The 22,992-nt window shown below is 72.0% G+C and carries 19 protein-coding genes and 1 tRNA gene; 10 read left to right on the top strand and 10 right to left on the bottom strand.

The genetic code is table 11. From position 1 onward, the window contains the following. Positions 1–27: 27 nt before the first annotated feature. The 6 genes from dnaK to WME79_RS13725 all read left to right on the top strand — a co-directional run bounded on the left by dnaK (position 28) and on the right by WME79_RS13725 (position 7,345). Positions 28–1,857 carry a molecular chaperone DnaK gene (gene dnaK, locus WME79_RS13700; RefSeq protein ID WP_437535274.1) on the top strand — a complete coding sequence of 610 codons (1,830 nt, stop codon included), beginning with the start codon at positions 28–30 and terminating at the stop codon, positions 1,855–1,857. A gap of 34 nt (positions 1,858–1,891) precedes the next feature. Then, positions 1,892–3,226, top strand: a complete 1,335-nt coding sequence (locus tag WME79_RS13705) for a hypothetical protein (protein ID WP_437535275.1) — start codon at positions 1,892–1,894, stop codon at positions 3,224–3,226. A gap of 106 nt (positions 3,227–3,332) precedes the next feature. After that, on the top strand, positions 3,333–5,360 hold the full coding sequence (locus tag WME79_RS13710; RefSeq protein ID WP_437535276.1) for a M1 family metallopeptidase: 2,028 nt from the start codon (positions 3,333–3,335) through the stop codon (positions 5,358–5,360). Continuing rightward, the gene (locus WME79_RS13715; RefSeq protein ID WP_437535277.1) at positions 5,357–6,316 is read left to right on the top strand and encodes a hypothetical protein; all 960 of its coding nucleotides are present in this window, start codon (positions 5,357–5,359) and stop codon (positions 6,314–6,316) included. The genes WME79_RS13710 and WME79_RS13715 overlap by 4 nt, the downstream gene beginning before the upstream one ends. Positions 6,317–6,452: 136 nt before the next feature. Further along, positions 6,453–6,525, top strand: a tRNA-Phe gene (locus tag WME79_RS13720). Between the two features lie 334 nt (positions 6,526–6,859). Further along, positions 6,860–7,345, top strand: coding sequence for a response regulator (locus WME79_RS13725; RefSeq protein ID WP_437535278.1), 486 nt, complete (start codon positions 6,860–6,862; stop codon positions 7,343–7,345). Between the two features lie 266 nt (positions 7,346–7,611). On the opposite strand, the gene WME79_RS13730 is transcribed toward WME79_RS13725, so the two are convergent. The 7 genes from WME79_RS13730 to WME79_RS13760 form a co-directional block, all read right to left on the bottom strand. Then, a complete protein-coding gene (locus WME79_RS13730) occupies positions 7,612–7,950 on the bottom strand; it encodes a hypothetical protein (RefSeq protein WP_437535279.1) in 339 nt (112 codons plus the stop codon). A 143-nt stretch (positions 7,951–8,093) separates the two neighbouring features. Beyond that, positions 8,094–8,612, bottom strand: coding sequence for a hypothetical protein (locus WME79_RS13735; protein ID WP_437535280.1), 519 nt, complete (start codon positions 8,610–8,612; stop codon positions 8,094–8,096). 175 nt (positions 8,613–8,787) lie between these two features. Then, complete coding sequence (locus WME79_RS13740; RefSeq protein WP_437535281.1) at positions 8,788–9,702, bottom strand: SH3 domain-containing protein; 915 nt, start codon at positions 9,700–9,702, stop codon at positions 8,788–8,790. A gap of 70 nt (positions 9,703–9,772) precedes the next feature. Beyond that, on the bottom strand, positions 9,773–12,112 hold the full coding sequence (locus tag WME79_RS13745; RefSeq protein WP_437535282.1) for a DUF4340 domain-containing protein: 2,340 nt from the start codon (positions 12,110–12,112) through the stop codon (positions 9,773–9,775). Further along, the gene (locus tag WME79_RS13750) at positions 12,112–13,800 is read right to left on the bottom strand and encodes a GldG family protein (RefSeq protein WP_437535283.1); all 1,689 of its coding nucleotides are present in this window, start codon (positions 13,798–13,800) and stop codon (positions 12,112–12,114) included. Before WME79_RS13750 ends, WME79_RS13745 begins: the two co-directional genes overlap by 1 nt. After that, on the bottom strand, positions 13,800–14,546 hold the full coding sequence (locus WME79_RS13755) for an ABC transporter permease (RefSeq protein WP_272103259.1): 747 nt from the start codon (positions 14,544–14,546) through the stop codon (positions 13,800–13,802). Before WME79_RS13755 ends, WME79_RS13750 begins: the two co-directional genes overlap by 1 nt. Beyond that, entirely contained in the window at positions 14,543–15,622 is a 1,080-nt protein-coding gene (locus WME79_RS13760) for an ABC transporter ATP-binding protein (RefSeq protein WP_437535284.1), read from the bottom strand. Before WME79_RS13760 ends, WME79_RS13755 begins: the two co-directional genes overlap by 4 nt. Positions 15,623–15,917: 295 nt before the next feature. Here WME79_RS13760 and WME79_RS13765 point away from each other — a divergent pair, with 295 nt between their 5' ends. Both WME79_RS13765 and WME79_RS13770 read left to right on the top strand, forming a co-directional pair. Continuing rightward, positions 15,918–16,385 carry a DUF3293 domain-containing protein gene (locus tag WME79_RS13765; RefSeq protein WP_012235064.1) on the top strand — a complete coding sequence of 156 codons (468 nt, stop codon included), beginning with the start codon at positions 15,918–15,920 and terminating at the stop codon, positions 16,383–16,385. Between the two features lie 129 nt (positions 16,386–16,514). After that, the gene (locus WME79_RS13770) at positions 16,515–16,955 is read left to right on the top strand and encodes a hypothetical protein (RefSeq protein ID WP_437535285.1); all 441 of its coding nucleotides are present in this window, start codon (positions 16,515–16,517) and stop codon (positions 16,953–16,955) included. 238 nt (positions 16,956–17,193) lie between these two features. Here WME79_RS13770 and WME79_RS13775 read toward each other — a convergent pair whose 3' ends face one another. From WME79_RS13775 to WME79_RS13785, 3 genes are read right to left on the bottom strand one after another with little or no spacing between them, the layout of a single operon-like run. Beyond that, positions 17,194–17,898 carry a response regulator transcription factor gene (locus tag WME79_RS13775; RefSeq protein ID WP_437535286.1) on the bottom strand — a complete coding sequence of 235 codons (705 nt, stop codon included), beginning with the start codon at positions 17,896–17,898 and terminating at the stop codon, positions 17,194–17,196. A gap of 49 nt (positions 17,899–17,947) precedes the next feature. Further along, a complete protein-coding gene (locus tag WME79_RS13780; protein ID WP_437535287.1) occupies positions 17,948–18,973 on the bottom strand; it encodes a sensor histidine kinase in 1,026 nt (341 codons plus the stop codon). A gap of 59 nt (positions 18,974–19,032) precedes the next feature. Continuing rightward, positions 19,033–20,343: a thymidine phosphorylase gene (locus WME79_RS13785; RefSeq protein WP_437535288.1), complete on the bottom strand. Its 1,311-nt coding sequence runs from the start codon at positions 20,341–20,343 to the stop codon at positions 19,033–19,035. A 146-nt stretch (positions 20,344–20,489) separates the two neighbouring features. Here WME79_RS13785 and WME79_RS13790 point away from each other — a divergent pair, with 146 nt between their 5' ends. Continuing rightward, complete coding sequence (locus WME79_RS13790; protein WP_437535289.1) at positions 20,490–21,845, top strand: cytochrome ubiquinol oxidase subunit I; 1,356 nt, start codon at positions 20,490–20,492, stop codon at positions 21,843–21,845. Further along, a complete protein-coding gene (locus WME79_RS13795) occupies positions 21,835–22,863 on the top strand; it encodes a cytochrome d ubiquinol oxidase subunit II (RefSeq protein WP_437535290.1) in 1,029 nt (342 codons plus the stop codon). Before WME79_RS13790 ends, WME79_RS13795 begins: the two co-directional genes overlap by 11 nt. Positions 22,864–22,992: the final 129 nt, after the last annotated feature.

Raw genomic sequence — 22,992 nt, forward strand, 5'->3', positions numbered from 1 at the left:
AAGATCACAAGAGGAGCAGCGGCATCGATGGAGCGTGTCATCGGCATTGACCTTGGCACCACGAACTCGTGCGTTGCCATCGTCGAGGAGGGCGTCCCGACCGTCATCCCGAATCGCGGTGGGTACAAGACGACGCCGTCCATGGTCGCGATCACCGAGGCCGGCAAGCGGCTCTGCGGGCACATCGCGAAGCGGCAGGCGATCACCAACGCCGAGAACACGGTCTACGCCGCGAAGCGGCTGATCGGCCGGAAGTGGTCGTCCCCGCAGGTGAAGAACGCGATCCTGACCGCCTCGTACAAGATCGTCGAGGGGCCGCACGGCGACGTCCGCATCCAGCTGCGCGACAAGACGTACTCGGTCCCCGAGATCAGCGCGATGGTCCTCCAGGAGATGAAGCTGTTCGCCGAGGACTACCTCAACGAACCCGTCTCGAAGGCGGTCATCACCGTCCCCGCCTACTTCAACGACAACCAGCGGCAGGCGACGAAGGACGCGGGCCAGATCGCGGGGCTCGACGTCATCCGCATCGTCAACGAGCCGACGGCTGCAGCGCTCGCGTACGGGTTCGGCAAGAACGTCGAGAAGACGATCGCCGTCTTCGACCTCGGCGGCGGCACCTTCGACATCTCCGTGCTCGAGATCGGCGCGGGCGGGGTCTTCAAGGTCATCGCCACGGCAGGGGACACGTTCCTCGGCGGCGAGGACTTCGACGCCCGCGTCATCGACTGGCTGGTGCAGGGCTTCAAGGAGCAGCACGACGTCGATCTGCGGCAGGACCGGATGGCGCTCCAGCGGCTCAAGGACGCGGCCGAGAAGGCGAAGTGCGAGCTGTCCAGCGTCCTGGAGACCGAGATCAACCTGCCGTTCATCATCTCGAGCGCGCGGAACGAGGCGCTGCACCTCCAGCGGACGCTCTCGCGGGCCACGTTGCAGGAGCTGTGCGAGGACCTTGTCGAGCGGTGCGTCGAGATCTGCAGCCAGACGCTCGAGGACGCGCGGCTCGACCGCGACGAGATCGAGGACGTCGTGCTCGTCGGCGGCATGACGCGCATGCCGAGGGTGCAGGAGGCCGTCCGCGACTTCTTCGAGCGCGAGCCGTGCAAGGGGGTGCACCCCGACGAGGTGGTCGCGCTCGGCGCGGCGGTGCAGGGCGCCGCGCTCGTGGACGAGACGAAGCAGATGATCCTGCTCGACGTCACGCCGCACGCGCTCGGCATCATGACGTTCGGGTCGAACTTCGAGGAGCTCATCCCGCAGAACACCACGGTGCCCACGAGCCGGTCGAAGATCTTCACGACGAGCCGCGACAACCAGACGGCCGTGAAGATCCTGGTCATGCAAGGCGAGCACCAGAAGGCGACGGACAACGAGCTGCTCGGCGAGTTCATCCTCACCGGCCTGCGCCGCGCGCCGAAGGGGCAGGTCGAGATCGAGGTCACGTTCGAGATCAACAGCGACGGCATCGTCTCGGTGAGCGCGAAGGATCTCGAGACGGGCCAGCAGCAGTCGATCCAGGTCACCGCGTCGAGCGGCCTCACGAAGGAGGAGGTCGGCGAGATGATGGAGGCGGCGAAGGAGTACCTCGTCGATCGCCGCGCGAGCGACCAGTTCGAGGGCGTCCGGCAGGAGGCGGAGAAGCTCATCGCCGAGATCGAGCGGATGTTCCCGCAGGTCGAGCAGATCGTGGCGTCCAGCGACTTCGGCCGCGATGCCATCGGCAAGGCGCGCGGGATCGTGGACCGCTCGCGTCAGGCCATCGGCCGGCGCGACGCTGCCGCGGTCAAGGAGCAGATGGAGGCGCTCTCGCGCACCCACCGGATGTTCAAGGGTGTCGTAGCCAGGCCACAGGGGTGAGGGGTGGCCGCGATGAGGGAAGACGATGCGGTCGGTGCCGCCTGACTCCAAGACCCTGGACTCCTCCTGGGGGCTCGACGAGGTGGACGAGCTCGAGGACACCCAACCGGTCGCCTCGAAGGAGCTCCTCGCGCTCGCCGCGCTCGCTCGCGAGGAGAAGGGCGCACCCCGCATGGAAACCCCGCCCGCCGGCACGCCTCTGCAGCCCGACGGCGAGGGCAAGATCACGCTCCCGCCGCCGATCCCGGTCAGCGACTACGTGGCAAAGATGATGACCCGCCGCTCTCACTCGAGCTCCGAGATCACCGCCCAGCGGCAGCGCCCTGCGGAGGCCTTTCCGCCGGAGGGGTACCCGCCCGTCCCGCCGCCGCGCAGGACGATCCCCTGGGAGCCACCGCCCGGCTCCTCGTTCTCGGGCAAACACGGCGCTCCCGGCCGAGAGGGGGCGAGGCTCGGCCTGGAGTGCGACGAGCCCGGGGTCCCGTCGCGGCCCGGCGGGCGGATGGGGTTCGGATCGCTCGACGCTGAGCGCGACTTCGGGTCGGAGCTCGACGACGATCTCCTGCGCGAGCCGAGCCCGCCGTACCCGCGCAACTTTGGTGAGATCGACGTCTTCGGTGGCCCGCCGGTCGATGCGCGGGACGTCCACGTCCCCCCGGCCGCGAAGGGGCGCGTCCCTCGCCCGGACGACGGCGGGCCGCTGGGCATCGATTTCCGCCTCGATCTCGGGTTCGAGGAGCCGGGCCCTCCGATGGACGAGCCGCCGATCACGCCGCCGCCCGGCACGCTCCGTTACGGCCTGATCTTGGAGGACGACGAGCCCGCGTTCCGCGGCGGAACGGGGGCGCTCGCCGGTTCGACCTCGTACAGGGTCTCGGGCGAGGCGCAGGGCGCGGCGCGCGCTCCGCGCCGATCCGAGACCGAGCGCGCGCCTGCGGCCGCCACGAAGGTCGACAAGGGGGTTCATTCACGCGCGACCGAGCCCCAGCTGAGCGCCCAGGGGCCGCGGGAGCAGATGCAGCACCGGTTCGATCAGGGCGATTTCGGCGGTGCGCTCGTCCTCGCGGAGGGCCTGCTCGAGGAGAACCCGAAGGACTGGATGGCGCGGCAGTACGCGGACAGCTGCGTCGAGATGCTCCGGCAGATGTATCAGTCGCGCCTCGGAGACGGCTCGCGCGTGCTGCGGCTCGCGGTGCCGCCGGATCAGCTCCGCTCGCTGAACCTCGATCACCGCGCGGGCTTCCTGCTCTCGTGCATCGACGGCTACAGCTCGATTGACGAGATCCTCGACGTGTCGGGCATGCAGACGCTCGAGGCCTTGCGGCTCCTGTACGAGCTCGTGCAGGAGGGGATCGTCTGCAGCGTCTAGGCGCCGGCCTCGCCTGACGTCGCGGCGTCGCCTCCTCGTTCCGAGCGGGCCGCCGCGTCCCCAGACCCACCTTTCCGCGATGGCGCAAGCTCGCTAGGTTGCACCGGTGCGCACGGCTCTCCAGGCCGCTGTCGGTCTCCTCCTCGCGCTGCTCGCCGGCCGCATCGGCGCGTCGCTCCTCTCGACGGTCCAGCCGATCGAGCCCGACGCTCCAGCGCGGCGGCTGCCGGTCGCTCCCTCCGGCGCGAGCGCCGCGCCAGCGCTGGCAGCTCCGGCGCCCGCGCCTCCGCCGCAGGCCGAGCTCGCGGCGCACGCCGATCCGATCGCGAGCTACACCCTGCGCGCGAGCCTCGATCCGGCGCAGCACACGATGCACGGCGAGGGCACGCTGCTCTGGCGGAACGCGTCGCGCGAGCCGCAGCGCGAGCTGTTCGTCCACCTCTACCTGAACGGCTTCAAGAACCCGCGCACCGTGTTCCTCCGCTCGTCCGTCGACGGCTTTCGCGGCAGCGAAATACTGTATGATTACGGGCATGTTCAGGTGACCCGCTTCGCGGTCCGCGAGATGGAAGGCGCGGACGTCTGGCCCCAGGGGAAGCCCACGACGCCCGGCGATCCCGACGACGAGACCGACATCCGGGTGGAGCTGCCGCGGGCCGTAGCTCCGGGTGAGGCGATCACGATCGATCTCGCGTGGGACGCGGACCTCCCGTCGCTCGCGCTCAGGACGGGTCACTACGGGAGCTTCCACATGGTGGCGCAGTGGTTCCCGAAGATCGCGCGCCTCGAGCCCGACGGGCGCTGGGCGCACTTCCCCTACCACCGGCTCTCGGAGTTCTACGCCGACTTCGGGGCGTACGACGTGACGGTCGACGTCCCGGAGCGCTTCGCGGTCGGGGCGACCGGCCGGCTCGTCGAGGAGCGGCGGGCCGACGGGCGAGCGATCCGTCGGTTCGTGCAGGAGGACGTGCACGACTTCGCCTTCGCCGCGTGGGACCGCTTCCGCGAGCTGCGCGCCACGACCGGCGACGGCGTCGCGATCCGGTGCCTCTTCCCCGAAGGAAGCGAGCGCGAAGCGGCGCTGGAGATCGACCTCGTCCGGTTCGGCCTCGAGCGTTTCGGCGCGGCGTTCGGCCGCTACCCGTACGGCACGCTCACGATCGTGCACCCGCCGGAGGGCGCCGAGGAGGCGGGCGGCATGGAGTATCCGACGCTCATCACGACCGGCGGCAGCTGGCTCTGGCCCGCCGTGGGCATGCGCCTCGTCGAGGCGGTCACGGTGCACGAGCTCGCGCACCAGTGGTTCTACGGCCTCGTCGCGACGAACGAGCACCGCTACCCGTTCCTCGACGAGGGCCTCACCACCTACGCGGAAGCGGACGCGCTGCGCGCGCGCTACGGCGACGGCTCATCGGCGCGGCTGCTCGGGCTCGAGATCGACCTCCGCGCGCAGTACCGCGCCGACGCGCTCACGTCGGGCCACAACGGCGCCGTCGCCCAGCCGGCCGCGGCCTTCGTCGACGGAAAGGACTACCTCGGGCTCGTGTACGGGAGGCCCGCGGTGCTCCTCGCGACCCTCGCCGGCGTGTACGGCGAGGATCTCGTGCGGCGGGCCGTCGGCCGCTACGCGCGCGAGAACCGGTTCCGGCACCCCGGCCCCGAGGCGCTGCTCGACGCGGTGCGGCGGGAGGTGGGCGACGAGGCGGCCGAGGCGCTCCGCGCCGGGCTCTTCGAGCGCGCCTGGGTCGACTACACCGTCGAGGCGTTCGACGTGTGGCCCGCGGACAGCGCGGCGCCCGCGCCGGGCGAGGCCGGGATCGAGGCGGCGGGTTACCGCGGCCGCGCCGTCGTGCGGCGCCGCGGCTCGCTCGTGCTCCCCGTCGACGTCGCGCTGCACGGCGAGGACGGGAGCGTGCAGCGGGCGCGGTGGGATGCGCGCGAGAGCGCCGCAGCGATCCCTTACGCCGGCGCCTCGCCGCTCGTCGCGGTGGTGATCGACCCCGACCACCGGGTGCTGCTCGACGAGGACCTCGCGAACAACGCGCGCCGATCGCGCCCCGACCTCCTCGCGCCAGGCGTGCTCTCGCGCGCGAGCTTCGCCGTGGGGCTCGCGCTCACGCTCCTCGGGCCATGAGCGCGCCGGCGGAGCGGAGCGCGAGCGATCCGGGCTCGCAGGAGGCCGCGGTGGCCGAGCCAGGGGGCGCGCGGCGTGCGGTGGGGCGCGCCGCCGCGCACGAGCGGCCGGCCGCGGTCGCGCTGTACTTCGGCTACCGGGCGCTCGCCTCGTTCGTGGTCGCGGCGCCGCTCTCCGTCTTCGTGGCCCAGATCGTCGGCGAGTACCCGCGCGGCGACGCGATCCTCTTCGACCCCGGCGGCCTGATGTTCAGCGAGCTCGCGCGTCTCTCGGCGCACGCCGCCGCTGCCCTCGCCACGCAGCTCGGCTTGGGCACCCTCCTGGCCGCCGCGCTCGGGCTGCTCCCGCTCGCGGTGCTCCTCGCCGCGCTGAGCCAGAAGGGACCGCTCTCCGCGCAGGACCTGGGGAGCCGCGCGGCGCGTGCCCTGGGCCCGCTCGCGCTGCTCTGGGGCGTCGCGCTCGCGGCGCAGGTCGCCGCTGCGGCGCTCGTCCTGCTCCCCGGGACGAAGCTCTGCGCGGAGCTACCGCTCCTGCCGCGCGGCCGCGACCTTGCGGCGATCGCCGTCGCCGCGGCCGCGCTGGTGCCGGTCGCGGCCATCGGCCTGCTCCACGATCTCGCGCGGGTCGCCGTGGTCGGCGAGCAGCGGGGCTTCTACACCGGCGTCTCCAGAGGGCTCGACGCGCTGCGTGGTGCTCCGCTCGCGGCCGTCTGGGCCTGTGCGTCCCGGGGCGCCCTCGCTGTTGTCGCGCTCGCCGGCGGGGCGTGGGGAATGCACCTCGCCGGGGTCAGCACTGGCCCGCGCGTCGCAGCCGCGCTCGCCGTGCAGCTCGCAGTGTTCGCCACCGTGGCCTACCTGCGCGCCTCGTGGCTCGCGGCCGCCCTCCGGCTGCTCGATCGCTCCGCGCCCTGGCACGAGCGCGACCAGCACACCGGGCCAGACGACGCGGCCGGATGATCGCTCCGCTCTGTGCGCACGACAGGCAGGAGGCTCGCGGGGAGGGGTGGAAGAATTCCTTGACATTCGGCCACATCCGCGTAACGTAGCCCGCCCGTGACCGACGCTTCCAGCGTAAGCGCGGGGCCAGCAGTAAGCCCAGGTAGCTCAGTTGGTAGAGCAGAGGATTGAAAATCCTCGTGTGGGCGGTTCGATTCCGTCCCTGGGCACTACCGTTCTCTTACTTAGGGCGGCGAGCGAACGCCGCCTTACCGCCCTCACACGCTAGCGTGAGCAGCCGTTCCGCACGGCGCAGCCGCTTGTCGTGGGTTCGCAGGTTCGCGGGTAACTCCTCCTCTCGCCAGCTGGCCTCGGTGGCTCGCTGCGGGTGAGGCGCATCGGTCTGTTCAGGAGTACTTTCGCGGGTTTGGCCACATCGGGTGACAGTGGAACTTGGTTCCGGTGCGGTAGCGATCCTGATAAGGTGACGGGGGGATCACTCGTTGCAACCTGAACACTCCGGAGGCGCTCCAGGGAACGGCGCCTCCTCATGGAGGCTCCCTCATGGCCGATCGTCGTGTCGACTCCTCGCGAAAGAGCTCTCCGGAAACGGCCTCCGCTTCCGACTCGGCGCCGCGGAGCCGGCCGTCCGCGCCAAGTAGCCAGGCCAGCGAGACCGCTCGAAAGAAGAAGATCCTCGTCGTCGACGACTCGCTGACTTCGCTGCTGTCACAGCAGCTGACGCTCGGCGTGGACGACTACGACATCGTCATCGCGCGCAACGGCAAGGAGGCCATCGCGAAGGCGATTGCGGAGCGCCCCGATCTCATCCTGATGGATGTCGTCATGCCGGCGATGGACGGCTTCCAGGCCTGCAGGTGGCTCCGCGCGTTCGATGCGACGAAGACCGTGCCGATCATCATGATGACGACGAGGAGCGATCAGACGAGCATCAAGATCGGCTTCGCGAACGGGTGTACCGACTACCTCATCAAGCCTTTCGACAGCAATACGCTGCTCACGAAGGTCCGCACCCACCTCGGCGAATAAGCGATCTCGCCCTCTCGGCGCGCGCCAGGCGCTGCTTCGACCGAACCCTGGCGACCGGAAAGGCCCTCCGCGCGCAGGAGCAGCTCGCAGGAAGATGGGACGGCAGGCGCCGCGCGGTGCCTCCGCGTACGCAGCGCGAGGCGTCGAGCGCGGCCTGCCGCAGGTCACACGCGATCGACACGAGATCACCTCGCGCGAGGTGCCCTGTCACGAGGGGCGCAGAGGAGCCACGCGGCGCGCGTGACAGGCGCGCCGCCGGCCCTCGATCAGAAGAACTGGGCCCTGACGGCGGCGGCCACGTCCAGGCCGGCGCAGTCGCTCAGGTTCTCTAGCGGTCTGCTGCACCCCCCGACGTCGACGTCTCTGCCGTCGCACACGAACTCATCGTCGATGCAGGAGATGGCCTCGTCGAACTGATCCTCGCAGCCCTCGTACTCGGCAGATCTCTCGGCATCCTCGAGGAAATCGACGCACTCCACTTCATCTCTTTCGCTGCACGAGCCGGTGCAATCACACTTGTCCTCGCACAGGCCAGACAGCGAAGGACCACAGCCCGGAAGCATGGCGAGCGCGAGGGCGATCGTGAACGAGGGGGTGAGCTTCAAGGGATATCCTCCGACCTGGCCGCGCAGCGCGCGAGCTACGATGACGGTGGCCCTCTTATCGCGTCCGCGGAGGAGGCACAAGCCGCACGTGCGCCGCCAGCCGTCCGCCAGGGAGCTGGCGAGTGTGCGATACCGTCTCCATCTCAGTTCCGCTGGCCCCGTTTGGCCCCTTCGGACTGCGCTGGCCAGAGCCGGCGGAAGCCGACGCCGAGGAGGGTGCCGTCGTCGCGCCGCACCAGGCCGCCGAAGCGGCACTTCTCCACCAGCGTGCCTTCGGCGAGATCGCCGCCGTCTTGAAACCGGATGCGCTGGCCCTCGCTCAGGGCCGCGAAGACGCGCGCATCGGCCGCGACGGCGATGAGCGACTCCGGCGCAGCGACGCGCAACGGCGCGAGGTCGGCAGGTCGCGCTCGATGAACCAGGCCCCGAGGGGTCACAGCGTTCGCGAGGCCCAAGCTTCGCGCTTCGTCCTGGGTGGATGATGCCGTTGTGGTGGTGTTAATCCACACATCGACGGTGGTGCCACCCCTGTACAGGACCACCCCGGGGAGCGCTTTGCCCGTGGCGGTGGTCAGCAGGACCAGCTCGCCCACGCCGGGCTCGGTCGACGCGCGCCCGCCGAGGCGCTCACGCACCGCGTCCACCGTGGGCGTGCCCGACACAGGCGCTGTGGCGCGATCGGCGCGGCCGAGGTGGATCAGGGGGAGTGAAAACTTGCGCGCCATCGGCCCCCAACCATTCTACGCGAACCGACGCGCCCTCGCTCGGGCGCAGCCCTGGAATCCGCGCCTGAAGCCGCCTGCGTGGTTCCAATCAGGCCGACGCTCGCGGCCTCGGTTACAGGCCGATGGCGCCGCGGTACATCCACCCCGTCTTGCCGCGGTGCTCGACCTTGTACCAATCGTTCTGCCGGCCAACGAGCTTGACCCGAGTGCCACGCACCAGCCGCATGACCACATCGCCCTCCTTGGGCGCACCGCGGACGAGCGCAGTATCCCAGCTCACCGTGGCCAGGCCGTTGACGGCGGTCTCGCTCGTGGTCGTGCCGGCGGCCTGCTCCTGGTCGTCGCCGCCGGCCTCTGCCTTCCCGGAGTCGGCCTGCGCGCCCGGGGGGTAGAAGGTGGCAGTGTAAACGAGGGAGTACCGGCGGTACTTGTGCGGGACTTCCTCGAGGGACACGTTCGAGAACTCGCGCGCTGCGCACTGGAGGATGCCGCTGACCGTCGGGGCAGGCAGGCTCGTCTTCTTCCCCTTGACGACCTGGACCTCCTTCTTCTCGAAGTTGAGCTCGAAGCCGATCGGGAGCTTGCCGTCCACGCCGAGCGCCGCCGGACACTGGGCGAGCTCCTTCAGCCGGGGCAGCGCGATCGGATCGAACTGGAGCTCTCCGCAGTCCTCGACCTTCTTGTTCTTCTTGTCGGAGCAGCGCGTGATCCTGCCGGGGCCGACCACGACCTGCTGCTGGTTCTTCGCGGCGGCCTCCGGAGGCTTGGCCTCGGGCTCTGCGGTCCCGGGCGCGGCTGCCGCGGGGGGAGGGGACGCGGGCGCCGCCGTGGCCTCGGCCGTCGCCTTGACGTCGGAAGGCACGGTCGGGCCGATGCGGACGCCGGCGAGCTTGGGCCACGCGACGCCGACGACAAACCCCACCAGCGCGATCACCCCGACCCGCGACCAGACCGGCTGCTCATCGCCGGGACGGGGGATGTCGACCGTCAGCGGGCGCTGCCTCTTCGCCATGTCCGCCTTCGCCATGTCCAGCACGTCGCCTAGCACAGGTGAGCCATCAGAACGAAATAGTCCGTTCGATCGGGCCGCCGACCGCTCAGTCGCCCGCGATGCCCGCCGCCTCGAGGAGCGGTCGAACCCGGGACTGCGCGATGGCGTAGACCGCGCGCACGCCGTCGCGCCGGGCGTAAACGACGTTCGTGCCGCGGAAGGCGTCGCCTGCGCCGATCGCGATCGTGAACGACTCCGCCGGCGCCCGCGGCGGGACCGTGTCGCTGTCCTCCGCCGGGGCGGCCTGCGGCCGGGAAAGCTCGACGGTGACCCGGAGGCGCGGCGGGCTGAGGCCCTGGTGCCGCTCCGGCTCGCCCAGCGCGACGGCGCCCTCGGCCCGAAGATCGGCGAGCGCGTCCCGGACGCCCGCGGCCAGCGCGGCGGCGCGCGCCTGATCGGCCGCTCCCGCGATCGTGAAGCCCTCTGGCGAGCGCTCGATCACGACCGGCTTCGCGTCCCGAGGGGCCAGCGTCACCCGCGCGATCTCGTCAGGCGGGGCGAGGAAGACGTCGCGGCGGAGCAGCAGGCGACCGGCCGCGGCCTCCAGCGCCGGCGGCGCGACGAACACCGCAGCGCCGTCCCCGGCGCGCGCGAAGGAGCCCGCGCCGGCGCGCGCGCCGAGCGCCACCCGGGCCGCGCCCGTCGCCGCACCGGTGCTTCCACCGCCGGACTCCGGCGCAGGGTCGAGCTCGGCCTCGACCACGAGCCGGGGCGCGCCGAGCCCGTAGCGCTGGTCACCCTTCTCGGCGATCCAGCGCTCGGCCTGGAGGCCGGCGAGCAGCTCGGCGAGCTCATCAGCCAGCCCGCTGTCGGCCGCGAGGCCCTCGCCGCTCGGCTCGACGAGCCGCCAGGCGCCCTCGCCCGTCCGGCGGAGCCGCTGGACCAGGCCGGGGCGCTCGATCCGCAGCGCGCTGACCCGATCGGGGGTGAAATCGAACACCTTCATGGAGCGCAGCGACACCTCGGAAGGGAGGAGCGCGCCGGCGGCCAGGGCCGGGATCTCGGCGATCGCGCCGTCCTCGAGCCGCCGGACGTGCACCACACCAGCCTGCTCGGCGCCGATCTCGAGCGTCTCGATCCTCTCCTGCGGCTCGCCCTCGCCGGCCGCGCCCGGCGGCGTCGAGACGACGCGGAGGGTGGCCTGAGGCGAGGCGAGGCCGAGCGCCGCGAGATCGCTCGCCCCGGGCAGGAGGCGCGTGGCGCGGGCGTCGAGGATCGCCTGGACCAGGGCGCGGCCCGTCTCCGTCGGGACAGGCCGGTCCTGCGGGGCCCGCAGGTGCCACTCGCTGCCGGCGCGCGCGAGCTCCAGCGAACGCGCGCCGGCGGCGAGCTTCACCTCGGCGACCTCGTCGAGCGGCGCGGCGACGAGCGCGAGGTCGACGAAGCGCGACGCCTCCTCGGTGAGCGGCTCGAGCACGCTCGCGGGCACGCAGGCGGCCGCGCGCGCGGGCTCGCGCCGCAGCGCGACGACGTGGTCGGGCCGGCCCGGGCAGGCGCCGCCCACGTCGATCACGCCGCGCTTCGCCGCGGGATCGCTCGGCTCCAGCGTCAGCGTGACCCGGGGGCCGCCGGACGCCGCGGCCTGCTGCGCTTCCTCCTCGGAGAGGAACGCCTCGGCCTGCATGCGGTCGAGCGCCGAGAGCACGAGGTCGAGCGCCGGCGCGCTGACCCGGACGCCGCTGCCCTCGGGCGAGCCCTCCGCGAAGCGGAAGCCGGCCCCGCGGCCGCCGCCCCAGGGGGCGCGCGAGAACCGCCGCGATCCGCCGTCGCCGTCGAGCGTGAGGCCCGAGAGCTCCGCGGCGACGTAGGGGACGAAGCTGCGCGAGCGGAAGCGATCCGGCGGCACGTCGAGGGCCGAGGCGAGCTGCTTGGTGATGACGAAGACGCCTCGGCCCGCGACCTCGGCGTAGACCGCGCCGGGCGGCGTCGGGGCGCCGCCGCCGAGCAGCAGGCGCTCGCGGCGCGGGCCCATCGCGAGCGCGATCGAGAGCCTGGGCGAGGCCAGGCCGAGGGCGGCCGGGTCGCTCGCCTCCGCGGAGACGCGCCGCTCCGCGGTCGCGAACTCCAGCGTGCCGAGGAGCTGGTCGACCGTGGGCTCGTCGGCCAGGTAGCGCTGCCCGTCGATCTCGACGTTCCAGGGCCGCTGGCCGGCGCCGTCGACCTCGCCGCGGGTGAGCCGCGCGGTCTGCGGCGCGCCGGGCGAGGCCATCGTCACGGTGAGCTCGGTGATCTCGTCGGGCCGCCACGCCTCGAAGAGGTGCTTCTTGCGGCGCTCGGCTTCGTCGGTGGACACCGAGCCCCGGTCGAGGACGAGCAGCGCGACGGCCGCCGCGGCGGCGAGCGCGACCAGGAGCAGCGTCGTCGCGTGCCGGCGCAGGGGCCGCATCACGGCGATCCTTCGCGCTCGGCCTCGGCCGACGCGCCGCGCGCGCCGCGTCCGGCCGGCGCGCCGGGGCCCCCCTTGTCGCCGGGGCGGCGCTCGGAGCCGCGCCGGGCCAGGTACACGGCGAGGCCGAGGAGGGCCGCGGCGAGCGGCATGTACACGATGACGTAGCGGAAGATCCCGGCGAGCGAGTCCTCGCTGATCCGCAGGCCCGCCGTGAACGCCGGCTTGTCCGGGATGTCGAGCATGGGCGGGCTCGCCGCGAGCCAGGACAGCGCGCTCTCGACGAACACGGCTGTCCCGCGGAGCTCGGGGCTCTGCCAGTTCGCGCCGTAGAGCACGCCGGGCGAGCCGACCACCACGACGCGCGGCCCGTGCGCGGCGCTGGACCCCGCGGGCTTCGGCAGCTCCGAGGCGCAGGCGACCGTGAGCGGCCCCGGGTGATCGCCGTCGCGCGGCTTCGGTTCGGACGGATCCCGGGCCCAGCCGAAGAAATCGACCATACCGAAGGCCTGGTCGCTCGTCACGAGCAGGGGCGCCGGGACCACCGGCCCGCTCGCCGTGGGCGCGAGCGAGCTCGCCACCGTGAGCACCGGGCCGAGCCCCTGATCGGCCGCCTTGATGAGTCCTTCGGTGATCGGGTGCGGCCTGACGATCGGCGCGAAGGTCTCGCCGAAGCCTTGCGTCGACCGGAGCTTCGGGTCGAGCTCGAACACGAAGTCCGACCGGAGCTCGACCCCCGCCACGGCGAGCAGGCTCGAGAGCCCGAGGTCGACGTACCGCTGATCGCTCTCGTCGGGCACGGGGCCGAGCGCGATCAGCGCGCTGCCGCCCTTCTCGATGAACGCGCGGTAGCGGGCCACGTCGCTGGCCGGCACCGGCTGGCTCGGCCCGGCGAGGACGAGCACCCGGCAGCGGTCGAGATCGACCTCCGGCGCCGGCTCCGACGGCGCGGCGCCAGCCTCCTCCTCGTCGCCGTGGCCGTCCCCGCCGCGGCCGCCGCCGAGCTCCACGACCTCGTAGTTGTTCTTGTTGAGCCGATCCTTGAGCGCCGCGAGCCCGCCGGCGCCGCCGCCCTCGATCGACTTCTCGCCGTGCCCGGCCGCGAAGCAGACCATCGGCCGCTCGCTGCGCAAGACGCTCCGGATCGCGCCGGTCAGCGCCTGCTCGAGCCGCGGGCGCGACCGCAGGTCGTCCTCGTCCTCGACCTCGACAAGGTCGCTCGCCGTCAGGAAATGGGGCCGATCGCCGCGCGCGACGATGATCGCCGCGTCCGTGACGATGCGCCCGTCGTCCGTCTTGCCCGCGACGATGCCGTAGCGCTGCTGCACCGCCAGGAACTCCGCCGGGCGCCGGTCGGGATCGGTCACCTCGACCTCGATCCGCGGGTTCTCGGCCCGGTACGCGTCGAGCAGGTGCCGCACCGAGAGCGTCAGGGGGTCGCCCTCCGAGAGCAGGACGTAGACGCGGATCGGCTCCTCGATCGAGCGCAGCGTCGAGACGGTCGCGTCGCTCAGCGTGTACAGGCCGCCCTGCGTCCAGTCCCAGCGCCTGTAGTGGCGGGCGACGAGCAGGTTGAGGAGCACCGCGAGCACCATCGCCGCGATGATCCCCACGCTCGCCGAGAGCTTCTCGCCGAGCGATGTGCCCGGCGGCGGAGCCCCGGCTTGCGCGGGCCGCTCTCCGGACATCAGCCCCACCTCCATGCGTCCACCGCGCGCACGGTCACGAACAGCGGCAGCGCGACGACCGTCCCGTCGAACACGAGGCGGCGCAGATCGACGATCCCGCGGGAGAAGTCGTTCATCTGCGTCCACACCGAGACGTAGGCGCAGAGATCGTGCGCCGGGCCGTCCGGGAAGATGAACTCGCCGATGCCGAGGATGAACATGCCCATCACCGCCATCGTGCTGAGCACCGCGGCCATGAGCTGGCTCTTCGTGAGCGCGCTGGTCATCGTCCCGATCGCGAGGTAGCCGGCGCCGATCGCGAAGACGGCGAGGTAGCTCGACCCCACGACCCGCCAGTCGAGCTCGCCGGTCCTGCCGATGAGGACGACGTAGAGCAGCGTCGGCGCCCACATCGCCACGTACGTCACGAGCGCCGCGGCGTACTTTGCCAGCACCACGCCGGCGGAGCCGACCGGCGCCGTGAGGAGCGCCTCGATGGTGCCGCTCCTGCGCTCCTCCGCGAAGAGGCGCATCGTGAGCAGCGGGCAGACGAAGAGCAGCGGCAGGTAGATCAGGATCGTCTGCCCGAAGAAGACCTGCACCGGGCCCGTGTCGGCGGAGAGCTCCACCTCGCCGGCGAACTGCGTCGCGATCAGGAAGAAGTGCACGCCCTGCACCAGCAGGAATGTGGTGATCAGCACCCACGCGAGCGGCGTGACGAAGAGCGAGAAGAGCTCCCGCTTGAAGATCGGCCAGAAGCCCCTCACCGCCGCTCCTTCACCGCGCCGCCTTCGCCGCGCCGAGCCGCGCTGCCCTTCTTCTTCCGGTTCCCGGCCGCCGGCCGAGGCGCCTCGCCGCCCTCCGCCCCGGGCTCGGCCGGCTCTCCGGCACCGCCCCGCGCGTCAGCGTCGTCGGCCGCGGTCAGCTCGGAGAAGACCTGCTCCAGCGAAGGGGCCCAGGGGACGAGCTCGCGCACCCCGAAGCCCGCGGTGACCAGCGCGGCGACGAGGCGCTCGGCGGCCTCGCCCGCGTCGGCGCCGGCGTCGAACTCGACCGTGAGCCGCGCCGCTTCGCCGGCGTCCTCCGCCTCGGCCGAGCGGACCTGCGCCGCGCCGCGCGCCACCGCGAGCGCCGCGTCCGCCGCCCCGCGCACGACGACGCGCGCGCCGGACGACCGGCGCATCGCGCGGATCTCGTCGATCGAGCCCTCCGCCACGAGCCTCCCTCGCGCGATCACGAGCGCCCGCGTGCACGTCGCCTCGACCTCGGAGAGGATGTGCGTCGAGAGGAGCACCGTGCGGTCGCGGCCGAGCCGGCGCACGAGCGCCCGCACCTCGCGGATCTGGTTCGGATCGAGGCCCGCCGTCGGCTCGTCCAGGATGAGCAGCGGCGGGTCGCCGACGAGCGCGTCCGCGAGGCCGACCCGCTGGCGGTAGCCCTTCGAGAGGTGGCCGATCAGGACGCTCGCGACGTCCTCGACGCGCGCGTCGCGGAGGGCGCGCGCCACGGCCTCGCCGCGCGCGCGCCGCGGCACGAGCTTCAGCTCGGCGCGGAACGCGAGGTACTCCGAGACGCGCATCTCCGGGTAGAGCGGCGAGGTCTCGGGCATGTACCCGAGCGAGGCCCGCGCGCGCATCGGCTCCTCGGCGATGTCGTGGCCGGCGATCCGCACCCGGCCGGACGTCGCGCCGAGGAACCCCGCGAGGATGCGGAGGGTCGTGCTCTTGCCTGCGCCGTTCGGCCCGAGGAACCCGACGATCTCCCCCTGGCTCACCTGGAACGAGAGGTCGCTCACCGCCTGGTGGGGGCCGTAGGACTTGGAGAGGTGCTCGACCTCGATCATCGGGGCATCGGGCGCAGGGGGTCAGGGCCGCCGGCGCGGCGCGCGCGGGCAGGCCGGTCGATCGCGCGGAACGCTTAGCGCACCGGGCGGGGTAGGGGAAGCGCGCGCCGGGCTCTGGCGTGCTCTGGCGGTGGTCTAGCGACGAGCGGCGCCGGCGAGTAGCCAGAGCCGCGCGTCTCTGGTAACCCTGCGCCGTCGCGCCCGGCGGCCCGGGCGCTCACGCCATGGGCCCCTCTGCAAGGCGACGCACCCGGTGCGCCGAGCGCTGCGGCCCCCTCACACCCACCGCTGCACGATGGATCAGACGCTCCTCCGGTCGTATTTCTCGACCATCTATGAGTTCCCCACCCCGGCGGGGACGCTGCGCGTCTCGCTGGACGGCGAGATCGTCCAGGATCAGGCTGGCCTCCCCGAGCTCTTGACCCGCAAGTTCGCGGTGCTCACCGCCTACAACCCGCGCTCGATGCTCATCCCCCGCCGGGTCAACGATCAGCGCCACCACGTCCTCCGCGATCTCCTGATCCTCGGCTGTTACCGGGTGGAGCCGTGCGTCGGCTCCGAGGCGGAGCCGGAGGGCATCTGGCGCGAGCCGGCGTGGCTCGTCCACGGCATGGACCGGGACGAGGCGATCGCCTTCGGCCGCGTCTTCCGGCAGAACACGATCGTGTTCGCGCAAGGCGGCCGGCCGGAGCTCATCATCACCGATCCGACAGCTGACGACATCGGCCGAACTTTCCAGGGGAACTGGCGGGTGCGGTCCTGACCTACGCGGCGGCCGCGGACGCCGATCGCCGATTCCATGTTGAAACGTACCCGCAAAATGTGGGTTCATGCCTTGGCGTTTAGGGATGGGCGGACCGGCCTCGCTCACCACATGAGGAGACACAGCAGAATGCGCACCCAGGTCACCCTCGCAGCGCTCGTCGCTGCGCTCGGGCTCGTCGCCGGCGCTGGCGGCTGCGGCCAGAACAAGGTCTCGGAGTGCAACGCGCTCATCGAGGTCATCAACAAGGGCGTTCAGAGCATCGAGAAAGGCACCAAGGCCGGCACCGACCAGGGCGGGTCGAGCGAGCTGAAGGCGATGGCCGACGCGATGGACAAGGTGGCGGCCGACGCGGCGCAGGTGAAGCTGACCACCCCGGAGCTGCAGAAGTTCTCGGGCGAGTACCAGGCCATGGCGAAGGACGTCGCCAAGGCGGCGCGCGATCTCGCGACCGCGGCGGACGCCAACGACGCGGAGAAGAGCAACACCGCCCAGGCGGCGATCGAGAAGGCGATCAAGCAGGAAGATCCCCTCGTCGACAACATCAACAAGTTCTGTCAGGCGCCCTGACGGGGCGCGCCCCCGAAGCGCTGGCCCTCCGATCGCGGCGGGCCCGGTCCGTCCCGCCCGCAGCGCGGCGCGGCCTTACAGCGATTTCCGCCCACCTCTGCACCATGCCGAACAGAGCGGCGGTCTCCCGCACAGGAGACGGGCCCAGATCGGCGTTTTCGGCGCGCAAGCGCACTCCGGTGCGCTGAGCACCGAAAACGTCGAGGTGGGCCCGTATCCGAAGCGGGTGACCGTCGCTCTAGGGGACGAAGCGGTAGCCGACACCGCGCACCGTCAGCAGGTGGCGCGGCGTCGTCGCGTTCTCTTCCAGCTTGTTGCGGAGCTGGAGGATGAAATTGTCGATGGTGCGCGGGGTCCCGTGGTGCGTCGGGCCCCAGACCTTGGCCTGGATCTGCTCCCTCGACAGGACCCGGCCGCCCGCCTCGGCGAGGCAGAGCAGCACGTCGAACTCGGTCGCCGTCAGCTCGATCAGCGCGTCGCCGCGGCGGACCTCGCGCGTCGCCGCGTTGATCACGATGTCGCCGGCGCGCAGCTGCGCCCCGTCTGCGCGCGCGATCGCGTCGCGCCGGAGCACGGCCTTCACGCGCGCGAGCAGCTCGGCCAGGCTGAACGGCTTCGTGATGTAGTCCTCGGCGCCGAGCTCGAGGCCCATCACCTTGTCCATCTCGGCGCCGCGCGCGGACAGCATGATCACCGGCAGGGTGCGCCGCTCGTTCCGGAGGATGCGGAGCAGCTCGAAGCCGTTCAGCCGGGGGAGCATCACGTCGATGATGATGAGATCGATCCCGCCGGCGCGGGCGAGCGCTAGCCCGCGCTCGCCGTCCTCGGCCACGACGACGCGGTAGCCCTCGGCGGTCAGGTTCATCTCGAGACCCATCGCGATGCTGGGGTCGTCCTCCACGAGCAGGACGGTCCGCGCCGGTGTCTGAGGGGTTCGGGTCATGCTGAGGAGGTCCTCTAGCATGTCCATGTCCGGACCGGCGGTGGCCGCGCTACGGCGGCGCGCTCGCGTCGGCGCCGTGATCCGACGCGTCGTTGTGCGCCGCGGCGACCGCGGACGCGGCGTGCTGCGCGCGTCGCTCGGCGGCGCTCGCCTTGGGCGGGCTCCGGAGCGGGAGCACGAGGGTGAACGTGCTGCCCTTCCCGGGCTCGCTGTCGACGAGGATCTTGCCGCCATGCGCCCGGACGACATGCTTGACGATCGACAGCCCGAGCCCGGATCCCTCCTGCTGCCGGGCCAGGAGATCGTCGACCCGGTAGAACTTCTCGAAGATCCGCTTGTGCTCCGCGCGGGCGATGCCCTTGCCGTTGTCGCGGACCGTGAGCATCGCCGACCGGTTCAGGACATGGGCGGAGACGCTGATCTTCCTCGGCTGACCGCCGTACTTGTAGGCGTTCGAGAGGAGGTTCACGATCGCATCGACGAGCGCGCTGCGATCGCAGAGCACGGGCGGGAGGTTCGCGTCGATGGAGACGTCGAGGTCGACGCTGCGCTTCTCGCGGGTCGGCTCGAAGGCGTGGATCGCCTCGTCGGCGATCTCCCCGAGGTGGTGCTCCGAGAGCTCGTAGACGCGCCGGCCGCTCTCCATCCGCCCCCAGTCGAGCAGCCGATCGATGAGCTGCTGGAGGCGGGCGCTCTCCTTGGTGAGCGCCTCGATGCAGCGATCCTCGCTGATCGTGTCGCCGCGCCGGAGCGTGAGGGTCTCGGTGAACATCCGGATCGACGTGAGCGGGGTGCGCAGCTCGTGCGAGACCTTGGACACGAAATCGGCCTGGAGCTCGGACAGGTTGCGCTCGCGCCGGAGGAAGACCCACACGAGGATGACCCCGGTCGCGAGCGTCCCGCAGAACGTGAGGACGATGATCCCCATGATGAGGTTGTACTGGGCCTCGCCGAGGACGAGCAGGAGGAAGCCGACGCCCGACAGGAGCACGCCGGGGATGATCACCAGGTAGACGAGGAGCTGGATGATCCGCCGGTAGCCGAGCGTGGTGAGGTCGCGCCTCGGGGTCCGCATGCCGGCAGCTTAGTGGGGCCCCGCGCCGCCGGCGACCGTCCGCGAGCGCCCGCGCGCGGCTATGCCTCGATCCGCTCCAGCACGAGCGCGGGCGCCTCGGCGGGCGCCGGGCCGAGCCGGAAGGCGGCGCGGACGCGATCGGCCGCGGCCCGCGCGTCGTCCGCCCGGCGCGCGTGGATGCGGGCGAGGGGCGCGCCGCGGTCCACGCGATCGCCGCGCACCGCGGCGAGCTCGATCCCCACGGCGGGGTCCACCCGCTGATCGGCGCGCGTCCGACCGGCGCCGAGCGCGACCGCCGACAGGCCGATCTCCAGCGGATCGACGGCGGTGACGTACCCCTCGTCCTGCGCGGCGACCTCGACCACGACGGGGGCGCAGGGCAGCCGGCCAGCGTCCTGCACCACGGCCGGGTCGCCCTTCTGCGCGGCGATCATCCGCGCGAGGACCTCGGCCGCCGCGCCGCTCGCGATGGCGGCCTCGAGCTTCGCCCGCGCCTCCGCCGCGCTCGCCGCCGCGCCGCCGGCGATCAGCATCTCCTCGCCGAGGGCGAGCGTGCACGCGACGAGGTCGCCCGGCCCGCGGCCGTGCAGCACCTCGATCGCCTCGCGGGTCTCGATGGCGTTGCCGACGGCGCGCCCGAGCGGGGCGCTCATGTCGGTGAGCAGCGCGGAGACGCGCTTGCCGGCCGCGGTCCCGACGCGCACGAGCGCGGTCGCGAGGGCGCGGGCGTCGCCGAGGGTCTTCATGAACGCGCCGCGCCCGACCTTGACGTCGAGCACGAGCGCGTCGATGCCCTCCGCGAGCTTCTTCGAGAGGATGCTGGCGACGATGAGCGGGATCGACTCGACCGTGGCGGTCACGTCGCGCAGCGCGTAGATGCGCTTGTCCGCGGGCGCGATCCGCGCGGTCTGCCCGATCATGCACGTCCCCACCTCGCGGACGATGCGCGCGAACGCGTCGACGTCGAGCGCGACGTCGAACCCCGGGATCGCCTCGAGCTTGTCGAGGGTGCCTCCGGTGTGGCCGAGGCCGCGGCCGGACACCATGGGCACGGGGACGCCGCAGGCGGCGACGAGGGGGGCGAGGCAGAGCGAAACCTTGTCGCCGACGCCGCCGGTCGAGTGCTTGTCGACCTTCCGTCCGGGCACGCCGGACAGATCGAGGACGTCGCCCGAGTGGAGCATCGCGCGTGTGAGCGCGACGGTCTCGGCGTCGTCCATGCCGCGGAAGAAGATCGCCATGAGCAGCGCGGCCATCTGGTAATCGGCGAGCTCGCCGTCGCTATGGGCGCGGATGATCCGCGCGATCTCGTCCTCGGACAGCCGCCCGCCGTCGCGCTTCTTTGCGACGAGCTCGACAAGGGTCTGCATCGGCGTCGAGCTTAGCCGGCTTCGCCCCTATTTGTCCCTGGCGCGGGCCCCCCTATGGTCGGCGGGAGCGCGCGGACCGTCCCCGCAGGAGAGCGGACACGGCGCCGGTCGCGGACGCGCGGGAGAAGGGAGCCGCACTGGGCCTCATGAACAGCCTCCTCTACGCCCGGGCCCAGATGGGCCTGTCGCTGGCATTTCACATGATCTTCGCCGCCGCCGGGGTGGCGTTGCCGCTGATCATGGTCATCGCGGACGCGCTCTGGCACCGGACGGGCGATCGGGACTACCTCGAGTTCTCGAAGCGCATGGCGAAGGGAACGGCGATCCTGTTCGCCGTGGGCGCCGTGTCGGGGACGGTGCTCTCGTTCGAGCTCGGTCTCCTGTGGCCGAGCTTCATGGGGACGTTCGGAGAGGTGATAGGGCTCCCGTTCTCGCTCGAGGGGTTCGCGTTCTTCACGGAGGCGATCTTCCTCGGCATCTACCTCTATGGGCGCGGCAAGCTCTCGCCGAGGCTGCACCTGCTCTCGGGCGTGCTGGTCGCGCTGAGCGGCGCGCTGTCGGCGTTCTTCGTGATCCTGGTGAACGCGTGCATGAACCACCCTGCCGGGTTCACGATGGTCGACGGGCGCCCGGCGGACATCGACCCGGTCGCGGCGATGTTCAGCCCGCCGTGGAAGCACGAGACGCTGCACGGCATCCTCGCGTGTTATCAGGCGACGGCGTTCGTGATGACGGGGATCCACGCGCTGGTGCTCCTGCGGCACCCGTCGAGCCCGCTGTTCCGCAAGGCGTTCGCGGTGTCGCTCGCGGTCGCCGGGGTGACGGCGCTGGCGCAGCCGCTCGTCGGTCACTACGCGGCGGTGGAGGTCGGGATGGGGCAGCCCGCCAAGCTCGCGGCGATGGAGGCGCACTTCGAGACCTCGGCCCGCGCGCCGCTCCTCGTCGGCGGCCTGCCCGACGTGGAGCGGGGAGAGGTCGACTACGCGATCGAGATCCCGGCGGGGCTCTCGGTGTTCCTGCACGCGGATCCTGACGCGGTGGTGCCCGGGCTGGATGCGGTCCCGCGGGACGAGTGGCCGCCGGTCACGGCGACGCACCTCTCGTTCCAGGTGATGGTGGGCGCGGGCTCCGCGATGGCGCTGCTCGCGCTGGTCGGGGCGGTGCTCGCGTGGCGCCGCAGGGGGATCCCGGATCAGCGCCCGTTCCTCTGGGCGGCGATCCTGGCGAGCCCGCTCGGCATCGTGGCGATGGAGGCGGGCTGGCTGGTGACGGAGCTCGGCCGCCAGCCGTGGATCGTGCGGGGCGCGATGCGTACGCGCGACGCGGTGACCCCGTTCCCGCACCTCGCGGCGCCCTTCTGGACGTTCACGGCGCTCTATGTCTTCCTCGGCGTGGTGGTGGTCTACCTGCTCGTGCGCCAGCTCCGCGCGGCGCCGCTCGGGGTGACGGGCGCCGGCGGCGCGCCGCGCGCATCGGGAGGAGGCGAGGCCGATGCGCACTGAGTGGTTCCTCGGCGGGGTGATGATGGCGGCGCTCGTGCTGTACGCGCTGCTCGGGGGCGCCGATTTCGGCGGCGGCGTGTGGGATCTGCTCGCCTCCGGCCCGCGGAAGCGGGAGCAGCGCGCGCTCATCGAGCGGGTTATCGGCCCGATCTGGGAGGCCAACCACGTGTGGCTCATCCTGGTCGTGGTGCTGCTCTTCACCGCGTTTCCTCCCGCGTTCGCGGCGATCTCGATCGCGCTGCACGTCCCCATCACGCTGTTCCTCGTGGGCGTCGTGTTTCGCGGCTCGGCGTTCAGCTTCCGCAGCTACGACTCACGGGGGGATCGGCGGCAGAAGCGCTGGGGGTTCGTCTTCTCGCTCGCGAGCGTGATCGCGCCGGTGCTGCTCGGCATGATCGTCGGCGCGGTGGCGTCCGGGCGGATCCGGGTGGCATCGGGGGTGGTGACGAGCGGCTTCTTTGCGCCGTGGCTCTCGCTGTTTCCGTTCGTGGTGGGGCTGTTCGCGCTGGCGCTGTTCGCGTTCCTGGCGGCTGTGTACCTGACGAACGAGGCGAAGGAGCCTGCGCTCGTCGACGATTTCCGGCGGCGCGCGCTCGCCTCGGGCTGCGTGGTGGCGGCGCTCGCGCTGGCGTCGTTCGCGGCGTCGTTCCAGGGTGCCCCGCTCATTCGAGAGGGGCTGATGGATCACCCGATCACGTGGCCGCTCCACGTCACCACGGGCCTTGCGGCCACCGCGGCGTTCTTCGCGTTGTGGACCCGCCGTTTCCGTCTGGCGCGCTTCGCGGCGGCGGCGCAGGTCACGCTGATCCTGCTCGGCTGGGCGGCCTCGCAGTACCCATTCCTGGTGGTGCCCGACGTGACGCTCGAGGGGGCGGCGGCGAACCCGAGGACGTTGCGATTGCTTGTCTGGGTGCTCGGCGTCGGATCCGTGCTGCTGTTCCCATCGCTGTACGTGCTCTTCCGCGTCTTCGGCAGCGGCCGGGCGGGGGCTGCGTCGGACGGCGACGACGACCATTGAGCGGGAGTGGGGTCGACGTACGTGGAAGTCGCGGTGGCCAAATTTGATGCACCACCTCGACCTACCTGCAGGAGAGGCGTGAGGACGGCTGGCTGAACAGTGGCTCTGTGTCCGTCCGGACGCTAGGGG

The sequence above is a fragment of the Sorangium sp. So ce726 genome, assembly GCF_051521405.1.
GTDB lineage: Bacteria > Myxococcota_A > Polyangia > Polyangiales > Polyangiaceae > Sorangium.